The sequence below is a fragment of the Streptomyces thioluteus genome (assembly GCF_039535865.1).
Map to the genome: position 1 here is coordinate 17363 of NZ_BAAAXZ010000125.1, position 11619 is coordinate 28981.

Annotated in this window: 7 protein-coding genes, 2 tRNA genes and 1 pseudogene; 3 read left to right on the forward strand and 7 right to left on the reverse strand. The window is 69.0% G+C overall.

Annotated elements, in window-relative coordinates; all coding sequences use genetic code 11:
• Positions 1-360: 360 nt before the first annotated feature.
• Both tig and ABD794_RS16560 read right to left on the reverse strand, forming a co-directional pair.
• Positions 361-1731 (reverse strand): trigger factor, encoded by a 1371-nt coding sequence (tig, locus tag ABD794_RS16555; RefSeq protein WP_344964217.1) that lies wholly within the window; start codon positions 1729-1731, stop codon positions 361-363.
• 141 nt (positions 1732-1872) lie between these two features.
• Positions 1873-1949 (reverse strand) — tRNA-Pro (locus ABD794_RS16560).
• 198 nt (positions 1950-2147) lie between these two features.
• Between ABD794_RS16560 and ABD794_RS16565 the strand changes: the two genes are divergently transcribed.
• A tRNA-Gly gene (locus ABD794_RS16565) sits at positions 2148-2218 on the forward strand.
• A 50-nt stretch (positions 2219-2268) separates the two neighbouring features.
• On the opposite strand, the gene ABD794_RS16570 is transcribed toward ABD794_RS16565, so the two are convergent.
• Positions 2269-2463, reverse strand: coding sequence for a hypothetical protein (locus ABD794_RS16570; RefSeq protein ID WP_344964219.1), 195 nt, complete (start codon positions 2461-2463; stop codon positions 2269-2271).
• A gap of 239 nt (positions 2464-2702) precedes the next feature.
• On the opposite strand from ABD794_RS16570, the gene ABD794_RS16575 reads away from it, so the two are divergent.
• The gene (locus ABD794_RS16575; protein ID WP_344964221.1) at positions 2703-3866 is read left to right on the forward strand and encodes an acyltransferase family protein; all 1164 of its coding nucleotides are present in this window, start codon (positions 2703-2705) and stop codon (positions 3864-3866) included.
• Here the strand turns inward: ABD794_RS16575 and ABD794_RS16580 are convergent.
• The 4 genes and pseudogenes from ABD794_RS16580 to ABD794_RS16595 form a co-directional block, all read right to left on the reverse strand.
• Complete coding sequence (locus tag ABD794_RS16580) at positions 3784-4272, reverse strand: hypothetical protein (RefSeq protein WP_344964224.1); 489 nt, start codon at positions 4270-4272, stop codon at positions 3784-3786. The genes ABD794_RS16575 and ABD794_RS16580 overlap by 83 nt on opposite strands.
• Positions 4273-4412: 140 nt before the next feature.
• A complete protein-coding gene (locus ABD794_RS16585) occupies positions 4413-5558 on the reverse strand; it encodes a PP2C family protein-serine/threonine phosphatase (RefSeq protein WP_344964226.1) in 1146 nt (381 codons plus the stop codon).
• A gap of 311 nt (positions 5559-5869) precedes the next feature.
• Positions 5870-6688 (reverse strand): annotated as a pseudogene (locus ABD794_RS16590) (Fpg/Nei family DNA glycosylase).
• A 213-nt stretch (positions 6689-6901) separates the two neighbouring features.
• A complete protein-coding gene (locus tag ABD794_RS16595) occupies positions 6902-7051 on the reverse strand; it encodes a hypothetical protein (protein WP_344964228.1) in 150 nt (49 codons plus the stop codon).
• Between the two features lie 2847 nt (positions 7052-9898).
• On the opposite strand from ABD794_RS16595, the gene ABD794_RS16605 reads away from it, so the two are divergent.
• On the forward strand, positions 9899-10069 hold the full coding sequence (locus ABD794_RS16605; RefSeq protein WP_344964230.1) for a hypothetical protein: 171 nt from the start codon (positions 9899-9901) through the stop codon (positions 10067-10069).
• The last annotated feature ends 1550 nt before the right edge of the window (positions 10070-11619 follow it).

The following is an 11619-nucleotide window of genomic DNA, read 5'->3' on the forward strand; positions in this document are numbered from 1 at the left end:
CACGTGATCCACCTGCTCGTCTCTGACGGCAACGGGCCGTCTCCGCGTCTTCACTGGGGGCGGGGGTCCTTCGGGGCCGGTACGGTCCGGCTCGCTCCAAGTCTCCCCTGCCCTCGTATCTACGGACCCTAACGCGCTGGTCGGCGGGCGCCATCCCGCATGAGGAACTGTTCGCTCTGAGCGCAGGTTCCAGGCGCCGCACGGGCGCCGCACGGGCGGAATGCGGCGCGCGGCCGGGCGGACGCTCCCCCCGGCGGTCCGGACCGGGGTGCGCGGACGGGCCCGCCGCGGCCCGCCGCCGCGCGGGGCGGCGGGGGTGCGGACGGGCCCGTCCGTGAGGTGCGGTAAGGGCTGCGGCCCTTACTTGGCCTCGGTGCCCTCGGCGGCCTCGACGGCCTCCGTGGCGGCCTCGGCCTCGTCCTCGTCCTCCAGGCTGACGACCTCGCCGTTGGAGTCCTTGACCGTGGCGGCCTCGACGACGGTCGCGAGGGCCTTGCCGCGGGCGACCTCACCGACGAGCATCGGGACCTGGCCCTGCTCGACGACGGCCTGGGCGAACTGGTCGGGGCTCATGCCGGAGGTCTGGGCACGGCGCACCAGGTGCTCGGTGAGCTCGTCCTGGCCGACCGACAGCTTCTCCTTGTTGACGATCTCGTCCAGGACGAACTGGGTGCGGATGCCCTTCTCGGCCTGCTCCTTGAGCTCGGCGTCGAACTCCTCGGCGGACTTGCCCTGGATCTCCAGGTACTTCGCCAGGTCCAGGCCCATCTGACCGAGCTGGTGGTGCTCCAGGTTGTGCTTGCGGGTGTTGATCTCGTCCTCGAGAAGCTTCTCGGGCATCGGGACCTCGACCAGCTTCAGGAGCTCCTCGAGCACCTTCTCCTGGGCCTGGGTGGCCTGGTCGAACTTCTTCATCCGGCCGAGGCGCTCGCGGCTGTCCGCCTTGAGCTCGTCCAGGGTGTCGAACTCGCTCGCCAGCTGCGCGAACTCGTCGTCCAGGGCGGGCAGTTCACGGGCCTTGACGGCGGTGACGTCGACCTTGACCTCGGCCTCCTTGCCCTCGGCGGAACCGCCCTTGAGCTCGGAGGTGAAGGTGGCGGTGCCGCCGGCCTCGAGACCGGTGACGGCCTCGTCGATGCCGTCCAGCAGCTGGCCGGAGCCGATGGTGTAGTCGACACCCTCGGCGACGCCGTCCTCCAGGACCTCGCCGTCGACCTTGGCCTCGAGGTTCACGGTGACGATGTCGCCCTCGGCGGCGGCGCGCTCGACCGGGGAGGTCGTGGCGAAGCGCTCGCGGAGCTGCTCGACCGACTTCTCGACGTCCTCGTCGGTGACCTCGACGGCGTCGACGGTGACCTCGATGCCGGAGTAGTCCGGGATCTCCAGGACCGGGCGGATGTCGACCTCGGCGGTGAAGGCCAGCAGCTCGCCGTCCTTCAGCTCGGTGATGTCGACCTCGGGCTGGCCCAGGGGGTTGAGCTCACCCTCGTTGACGGCCTCGGTGTAGAACTTCGGGAGCGCGTCGTTGACGGCCTCCTCCAGCACCGCGCCGCGGCCGAACCGCTGGTCGATCACGCGAGCAGGAACCTTGCCCTTGCGGAAGCCAGGGAGGGAAACCTGCTGGTTGATCTTCTTGTACGCCGCGTCGAGGCTGGGCTTGAGCTCCTCGAAGGGCACCTCGACAGTGAGCCGAACCCGGGTCGGGTTCAGGGTCTCCACGGCGCTCTTCACGGTTCGGTCTCCTTGGGGCTGACTTCGGGTTTTCTGCTGAGCTCTCTGCTGAGGTCCAGCGGATCGCGCCCGGTAGAGAGACACAGACGCGCAGCTTGCATAGTAACCGCACGCGGGATGAGCCCCACAAGGTGATCTTGATGGTCGGGGTGGCCGGATTCGAACCGACGACCTTCCGCTCCCAAAGCGGACGCGCTACCAAGCTGCGCCACACCCCGTCGGTGCGAGTCGTAGGGTACATGCCCGCCGGAGTGCCGGCCGACGTTTGACCGGGGGTTGACCTTGAGGAACGCGACGGGGAACACGGCGCGGGCCCGGGTCCGCGCGCTCCGTCGCGACCGGGTGTGCGACGAGGGGGGCCGACCCGCTACGATGCACGTCAGTGCCGTGCCCCGAATGGGGTCCGAACGGCGCGCGCGGGCGTAGCTCAATGGTAGAGCCCCAGTCTTCCAAACTGGCTACGCGGGTTCGATTCCCGTCGCCCGCTCGTTCAACGCCCCCGGCTCCGGCCGGGGGCGTTTCGCTTGCCGGGACGGCTCACAGCTTGATGCCGTTGATCGTCTGGGCGATCGAGTTGAGGAAGCGGTGGATCGACGGCGCCATCCCCGACGAGGCCAGGAAGAACCCGAAGAGCGCCGCGACGATCGCCGGGCCCGTCTTCATCTTTCCGCCGCGGATCATCACCACCAGAATGATCGCCAGGAGCAGCACCGCTGACACCGATATGGCCACAACTGATCACACCCTCGGTCGAAGACACCTGGCCCGGCCCCGGAGGCGCTGTCCCGCAGGCCCCCATCGCACCATCGTGCCATCAACTGGCCTTCATGGCAGGTGGCATGACGATTCATCGGATGATGATCCAGCCCTCACGGGCGTCGGTTTCCGGCCGCGCGACGGGGTGCCGGAAGCAGCCCGGAAGTACCGGAGTCCTTGCCACCGCTTTACCCGTCCCGGCTAAGGTGCGTCGAATGCCCCCCACTGCCACGTCCCCGGCACGTTCCGTGGCCTCCGTCCCTCCCCAGCCGGGCCCGGCCGCTCCCAAGGCCCGCGACCCGTTCTTCGACAACGCCAAGTACCTGGCGATCGTCCTCGTGGTGCTCGGCCACGCGTGGGAACCGCTCACCCACACCAGCCGGGCGGCGATGGCGCTCTACCTGACGGTGTACACCTTCCACATGCCGGCGTTCGTGCTGATCTCCGGCTACTTCTCGCGGGGCTTCGACCTGAGCCCGCCGAAGGTCAAGCGGCTGATCACCAGCGTCCTGGTGCCGTATCTGATCTTCCAGGTGGCCTTCGTCGAGTTCCAGCACCTCTTCGACAAGGACTCCGATCCGGATCCCTTCACGCTGCTGGAGCCCTGGTACCTGAACTGGTTCCTGGCCGCGCTGTTCGTCTGGCGGCTGACCACGCCCCTCTGGAAGGCCATCCGCTGGCCGGTTCCCGTGGCCTTCGCGATCGCCGTGATGGCGGCCATGACCCGCGAGGTCGGGAGCGAGTTCGACCTGATGCGGGTCATGCAGTTCCTGCCGTTCTTCGTGATCGGACTCCGGCTGGAGCCCCGCCACTTCGCGCTGCTGCGGCGCCGCTGGGTGCGGATCGCCGCGGTGCCGCTGTTCGTCTGCGCGGCGGCCACCGCGTACGGGCTGGCGCCGCGGCTGGACAGCGGCTGGTTCTACCGCAACTCCAGCGTGCAGGGCCTGCACGAGCCGCTGTGGACGGCGCCCGTGATGGTGCTCGCGCTGTCCCTCTGCGCCGCCGCCCTGACGGTGGGCTTCCTCGCCTGGGTGCCGCGCCGCCGGACCTGGTTCACGGTCCTGGGCACGGGCACCATGTACGGCTTCCTGCTGCACGGCTTCGTGATCAAACTCTCGCGCTGGCGCGAGTGGTACGACCTGTACTCCTGGATCCGCGGCCCGCTGGGCGAGGTCCTGGTGTCGGTCCTCGCCGTCGCCCTGGTCACCGTGTTGTGCACCGCCCCGGTGCGGCGGGCGTTCCGCTGGGTCGTCGAGCCGCGGATGGACTGGGCCTTCCGCGGCCCGGCGAACGCGCCTAAAGATGCAGGACGATCTGCGTCAGCAGCGCCGAGAACCAGCCCGCGGGAATCAGAAGGGCCAGCGCGACCGGGCGCTTGAGCAGCGGCGCTCCGGGATCCGGCTGCGGGCCGTGCGTCCCGGGCGCCGGGGCCGGCAGTTTGTTGGTCTTCGCCCGCACCACGAGGTTCCAGATCAGGGTGAACGGCGTGAAGAAAACCAGCGAGAACGGGCTCCACCAGCCCTGCCAGAAGGTCTTGGCGGTCATCTCGCGGCGCAGCGCCGTGCCGCAGGTGCGGCAGAACGCGCCTTCCTGCTTGAGGAATCGCATCAGGACGAGAAAGCCCTGGTGTCCGCGGATGGTCATGTGGGCGGCCGGGAATCCGCCGCAGATCCGGCAGTTGTCGCCCTGCGGGGCCGCGTAGCCGCCGGGCTGCTGGGTGTACGGGTCGGGCTGCGCGTACGGCCCCGCCCCGTAGGGCGGTTGCGGCTGCTGCGGAGTGGTCACAGGAATTCCCCCGTTGTGCGTCGAACATGCTGCGTTGAATACGAAGATGCCGGGGCGGCACTCGGCAATGCGGGTGCCGCCCGGCGGCCTTACAAAATAGACGGCCGGGTTCGGCCCTTCGTACGCGGGGCGAATTCCGTTCAGTCGCGCCGGTCGCGGCAGATGAGCAGCAGCGCGCGGTCGTCGTTGACGTCCTTGGCGACCGCTTCGATCAAATGCCAGGCGGCGCCCGCGAATCCGGTGGTGACATAACGGTCGGCCTCGCCGGTGAGCCGGTCCATGCCCTCGGTGAGTTCGCGTTCCGAGGTTTCCACCAGGCCGTCGGTGAAGAGCATCAGGACGTCGCCGGGGCGCAGCCGGCCCTTTACGGAGTGGAATTCGGCGCCGTCGTAGACGCCGAGCAGCGGTCCTTCGGCGGCCTTCTCGTCCCAGCGTCCGGAACCCGCGCTGAGGTGGAGTCCGGGGACGTGCCCGGCGGAGAAGAGCTCGTAGTCCCCGCTGTCGAGGTCGAGGACGAGGTGGACGGAGGTGGCGAAGCCCTCGTCCCAGTCCTGGCGCAGGAGGTAGCCGTTGGCGGCGGGGAGGAAGGCGTGCGGGGGCAGGGAGCCCAGGAGTCCGCCGAAGGCGCCGGAGAGCAGCAGGGCGCGGGAGGCGGCGTCCATGCCCTTGCCGGAGACGTCGGTGAGGACGACCTCCAGGCTGCGGCCGCCGTTGGTGCGGGCGGCGACGACGAAGTCGCCGGAGAACGACTGGCCGCCGGCCGGGCGCAGGGCCATCTCGCGGTGCCAGCCGCGCGGCAGTTTGGGCAGCTTGCTCTGGACGCGGATGCGTTCGCGCAGGTCGAAGAGCATCGTCCCGCCCCGCCGCCAGGGCACGCCGACGCGGCTGCGGAACTGGGCGATGAGCAGCCCGAGGAAGCCGACGGCGGCGACGACCAGGATGGTGCCGGGCGTGACGCGGTCGGCGCCGTAGGCATAGGGGTCGAGGACGGCGGACTCGACGATGAGGGCGGTGGCCGCGGCCGCGTAGAGGCCGAGGAGGCTGGCGGGGCGCAGCAGCAGGCCACCGGCGACGATCGGCAGGACGAGGGCGGCCGGGGCGCACCACTCGGGCAGGGCGATGGTGCCGATGGCGAGGGCGGGTACGGAGAGCAACAGGGCGGACAGGGCGAGCCAGTCGGAGCCGTCGCCGCGGAAGTAGTCGACCCCGGCCTTGCGCACGCTCGTGCGGACCCGGTGCAGTGCTTTGCGCATCCGGGCCGTCGGGGTCTCCGCACCGCCAGTCATTGCTTCGGGACCTTATCCACCCATTCGGCGGCGCGTCGATTCACGCCGCGCCGACACGGCTGCCCGCAGGGCACCTGGGGAGCAACCCTATGCGAAAGCCGTCCGCCTGATCGGATATACGCGGGGGCGCATGCCTGTACAGCCGCGGAATCGGCCAGGCCGTGCCGCCGTTCGGCCATCGCGGGACGAAAGGGACGGCCGGGGCGGCCTGCCACGCATAGGAGCCCGGGGCCGCGCGCGACGCACGGGCGGCGCGCCAACTGCCGTGCGCGCGCTGCCCGGTGCCTGCCCGGGTGTGCCCGGCCGTACGGTCATGCCGCTGCACCCCGGCACCAGAAGAGGTTGCGGCGGCGAGGCCGGCGGTGCGGATCTCGCTGCCGCACAGGTGACAGGGCGCTCCGGCGCGACGGTAGACGTACACCTCGCCGCCGTGGTCGTCCACGCGCGGCGGGCGGCCCATGGCCTCGGGGGTGTGCTCGGGGCGGACGGTGTCGATGCGGTTGTTTGCGGACGCCCTCGCGCTGAGGGCGACCAGATCCGCCCAGATCGCGTCCCATTCGGACCGGTGAGTTCGTCGTCCGGTGCGGTAGGGGTCGTGCCGTGCCGGAAGAGGACCTCGGCCCGTAGACGTTGCCGACGCCGGAGATCACCTTCTGGTCCATCAGCAGGGGCGGCGACGCTGGTCCTGCTGCGGGAGATCCGCCGCCAGGCGGGCTCGGGGTCCTCCCCCGCGCGCATGCGGGTCGGGGCCGAGCCGGTCGTGTATCGCCTGCTTTCTCGCCGTCCGGTCAGCAGCGCGCAGGCGGTGGGGCCGCGCAGGTCGGCGTAGGAGTCCGCGGTCGCCAGGCGCAGCCGGACGGTGTCAGTGGCCGGGGGCGCGGGGGCGGTGCCGAGGGTGTACTTGCCGAAGAGCCGAGGTGGACGTGGACTCAGCCGGCGGCCTCGTAGCCGAGGAAGAGGTGCATTGCCGTGGGCCTCGCCCTCCGCGAGCGGGGCGTCCGTCGACGAGGCGGCGCGCCCTCGAACTTGCCCTGGGGGCTCTGTCGCCGGACGGGCCGGCCTCTGCGAAGACAAGTCGGCGTGTGGTCGAGCGGCCAGGCGGGTGGACAATCGTGTCGCCCTTCGGGCATCGAGGGGCTCTTGTCCCTTGTCCGGTGATATGGTGGTCAGCGGATACGCGGTGCGCGGCCCGCCGCCGATGCAGGCGGGCCGGGTGCCGGTTCGAGGGGAGGGGCGTCAGTCCTGCTGCGGGTGGTGGGCACGGGCGATCGCGGGAGCCTCGCCGGTGGTCTCGTAGCGGCTCAGCATGCTCGATGCGCGCGGGTGTGTCGCTCCGTGACCGCTCACTCACCGGAGTACGGCGTGGCGAGCGCCGATAGACTTCTCGACGAACTTGTCGCCTCCTCCTCGGAGTGCATCGGGTCGCCGCCGGCGATCACGTTGGGCTGGTCCGTGTAGTAGCTCGCGGCCCTCAGCGCGGCGGTCCTCTGCACTCGCTCCAGGGCGAGCGCGCCGGCGCTGGACGCCCGTCACCTGGTTCTCGCGCGCGATCTGCTCGCCGTTGCGCTCGGAGCGGTTCTCCGATGACGATGCCGCTGATCGCGCTGCCCTCGTCCCGGGCCGTCCAGGCTTCCCGCGGCGCCGCGGCAAGGCAGCAGAGAACGGCGGGTACTATGTCGTCTGGGCCGTCGTACGATGTGGGTTGATCGCAGTCGAAGGGCTCACTGTGACCTGTGGCCTTGAAGCCACCGACGAGGTTGAGGGGGACTGAGTTTGTTCGGTAAACCGGCCATGGTCGGAAGCCACGAGGTACACGCGCATGCGTCCGACGCTGTGCATGATCCCGGGGCCGCTCACAGCACCGGGCGCGACGGTCCTACGGGCCCCCAGTGGAACGCAGACGACTATGGATTCGGTCGGCGGTCTTCCGAAATAAAGCCTTGATGAAGTTCTAATGCGGGGACTCGTGACCCGATTGCTCCGCGAAAACCATAAGGAACTGTCCATGCAGCCGCGATACCCCCGCCGACACATGACAATAGCGCTCACTCGTCACCCCGCCGTCTACGTCGGCCCTGATCCCGCAGACGCCGCCGTTGCTCCTCCCCCCGCCGGGGCGTGTGGTGAGCACCCCGGCCTCAAGGGCCCCTTTGCCGCGAGGCCTCAAGAACCGCCACCTTTCCCATGATCGCCATTGGCGGCCCGTGATCCGGCGCCCCCGGCCTCTTCGTGGGATCGGGATCCACGGCCATCGTCTGCCGCGGACGGGCCCCCGCGCATCCACTGGTCTCCTACCTTCCCTTGGTGGGAGCGCAATTTGGCGTACTCGTGATGCGGATGCCTGGCCGAGATGGCCGCCGCCATCCGACCTCGGGCTCCTTCTCTCGCCATACGCGAGACACCGGGCCATGGGCCGCTGGCGCCGGCTTCACGATCGGCTCGGCTTACTGGTTCTTCTGGGTCGTGGTCCCTGCGGGCGGTAGAGGCGACGGCGAGGCGTCCCGGCATCCTGCCCAAACGGCTGGGTCCCCTCCCCCCGGTCCCAAAAGTTGGGACCTGGGCAGCTGATCGTCCATGGTGCGTGCTCACCGCGACCCACACTGCGTCCTCGGTCAGCTCGTACGGCGAGGACGACGTTCGGGTTCTGAGTTTCGCGGGCATCACAGGTCCGTCGCCCCATCGGACCGCCGTTCCGCTGGTCATCGGCACCCGGCCCTGCTCGCACGGTCTTTCTCGTGTGTGCCGTGATTGCCCGGCGCCTTCGACAATCGATCGGGGGCCGCGGGACTGGCCACACACCTCCACATCCCCTGTCCGCAACCCACGGCCTCGATCGCCCCCCTGCCCCCCACACACACCTGGCCCGGGCCTGCCGGGATCCCCTTCCGGCCTGTGCTGCATGGTCGTCTTCTCCTTCATGGGCAGCAGAGGAATCGATCACCCTGGCGCGGGCGGAGTCGCACCGAGAACCCGCATGCGCGCGGGTCCGGGCAGGCGACCAAACAGCCGTGATCTGGCGCTCGCGGTCTTCCTACCTGGGCTCGATCTTCGTCGTCGTCACCCTGACTGCCCTGGGACTCCAATGGCGATCCTCCTAGGACGGCAAGCAGCTACGTCGCGGCGCTCTGTGAACTCGGATCGGCATCCCGCACGTCCGGCAGATCTATGAACGTCCCATAGTGATGACCGCGTCCTCTCCCCAGCCTCACTCGGGCCTCTCACACGGCCTCCCTGCATCGTTAGCCATTCCTCGCTCGTGCGGACCGCCCGTCGGTGACGCGAGCCCGAAGCGCCTTCGCCCGCGCTCCAACAAGCGCGGCGGCCTCGCAGGCGCGGCGATCCTCGCCGGTGCGTTCTTCGGCTTCCTGCGGTCTTACTTCAACTACAATGTGGCCGGACAGGTACTTCAAGTCTCCTGCCTGAAACGCGTCGGGCGGTGTCGCGCTGTTCGTTGTCGGCTGGTCATTGCTTCACCCAGCACTGAAGAATGGCGGCATCTATCCCGCGCGAGGCGCCGGATGGAAGTTGGTCGTGCGGATCTGTGGCTTGTTCCCGTACCTGACCTGGGCAAGCATCGGCCATGATCCTCTTCGCTGCCTCGCTACAGGTCTACGACGGTAGGGGGCGACAACCAGGGAGCAGGTACTGCTGTTCGGCTGCTCGGTGGCGGGTGCGTACGGTCTGGGGCGATCGGGTGGTGCTGGAGCGGCGGCGTAAGGCGGCCTGTGTCGCACAATAGTACGCTGGGGGGCACCATGTCGAGGCGCAGCGCCGGTTCCCGAATTCGTTCGGAGGCGGACGGGCGTTCATGCTTTTACGGGTTCGTGGCGGTCAGGTCCGGACGCCGTAGCCGACAGGTTCGATTCAACAGAGCGCTGCGATCGTTGTGCGGCGACAGCAGTCGCCAGCAGGGTCTGCGTTGATCACGTTTATGCATTACGGTCGGTCCGACACGGCTCGGGGGCCCCCGCTCAGGAACGAGGGCAGACTGGGCAGTTACCAGGGAAGGACTCTCTTTGTGAGCATTGTCCGCGCCAGGCCCGGTTTTCATCTCGAGTCACCCTCTCCGAGGACGCATACCGGCCCTCTGACGGCCCCGAGCCGCGAGGCCTGCGAGCAGCCCGAGCCTGCGCACGCTCCTGACCGCGGCTCCAGGGAAGTCCTCGTGAGATCGCCACGAACAGATCCGAAAACCGGAGCGATCCTCCGGGATCGAGATCATCCGAGGAACCTTCCATGATGCGCACCCACGCCACGACCCGACGGCGCCATGTTCCACAGACACGTGGACGACCTCTACGGGAGCTGCCTGCGTCCGTCGCCGTAGCGGATGGCCCTGCGTGCCTCACGAGAACGTCTCCATCCCCCCCCGGCACGACCGCGGACGACTACATGCAAGTCTCCACATCGACCTGTTGGTGTGCCGGCTGGACCCCATGATGGATCCTCGGACGACGAACTGGCTGCTGTCCGGCGAGGACGCGAACGAACTCGCTCTATCGACTCCGTGACCTCACTCCTTCCGAAGCGCCTCCGGTCTGGTGTCGCCGACAATGCATCGCGTAGGTACGCCGAGGCCCCGCGTCCGTGCTCTCCTCTATCTCTACCCCGCCGCTTGCCAGTGGGCCCTGTACTCCCGGCCCGACCGAACGAGGGATAGGGACGAACGCATCAGCCAACGGCAAGATACGGCGGCGGAATACCCGGCTTCCCCTGACTCCCCCTGGAACCCACCTGGGCGCGCGGAGACATGCCGAACCAAGGACCTGCCCCGCTGACTGAACGCTGACGGTGGATTCCAAGGAACGAGGCCGAAACCGACAAGCCGGGAGCCCGCGCTCGTAGATGCGCGGGCCTCCCGTACAGGGGATAAGGGACGGCCGCACCTCAGCCCCGCCGCCTCCACCACTGCCGGCCGCCGCCGGCAGCACGCGCCCCCATCCCCAGCGGCCGCCTTCACCGCGTCGCCGATGAGGTACGGGAGTCAGGCCCAGGGCTACCGCCTGCCGAAGGAGACGTGGAGTGCGCCCCTGTGAGGTCCGCCAGATACCGGCACGCCCCGACTCCCCGCGTAGAATGATCGCGGAGCCAGGGCCATCGTGCCGGCGGTATGCGCGCCAGCACCGAGCGGTCGCCGCAGCGGCGGGCCAGGGCACCGACCACCGTGGCGGACCAGAGCAGCATGCCTGCAGGACGTAGCCGCAGGAGCGGAAGACCGGCGCCCGTGGACGCGCACTCGGCGAACCCCACCGGCATGCCCGCGACCGCCTGGCGACGGCGTACAGCGCGCGAGGGAGAGGGGAAGGAAGAGGGAGAAAGCCGCGGCGCGCGCCCGAGCGCGACCAGTGCAGGACGTAGGGCTGGACAGAAGAAGAGGGGGCAGCCAGAGAAAAGGGACGAAGGGGGGGGACACCGAAAAGGAGAAGGAGAATAGAGAAATTCAACACAACCCACACAGGCAAAAACGCACAAAGCAAAACCGAATCACATTATGTCAATGCTCCCGCGTGTCGCCGACTCACGCCACTCGCTCGCCTTACCCCCGCCTCCTCCGTTCCCCACGGCGTGACAGCCACTGACCCCCTTCGCAACTCGCCGCCTGCCGCTAAGACTCGGCCGACGTCAGCACTTCCGCAGCCCCGGGCGTCACCAATCCCTTCGTTCCACCACTGACGAACCTCGCACCTTACGATTGAACATTTATTCACCACCTCCGCTGCCAACGACCAGCCTCACCCGAGTCTGCTCAGCCTCTCGCGTGACGGCGTGGGGCGCCGCTAACACCGACACACAGGCTTTCCGACGCGCCGGAACGGACAGATTTCCCTGCCCCACGTCCGCGCCGCTCTCCTGCTCCGGACGCCCTCACCTGCTCCACCGCACCCCGTCTGACGATGTGCCCGGCCTCGCCGCCACGCACCGCTCCGAACCGCACACCCCGTGCCCCCCTGCCGCTCCCCAGCAACCCGTACCCGCACGCTCGCCTGACACTCGTAATGCCGCCTGACTCCATGCACTTCTGTGCACCCCCTCGCCAGCCGTCCTCCTAGCCCGACGCGTC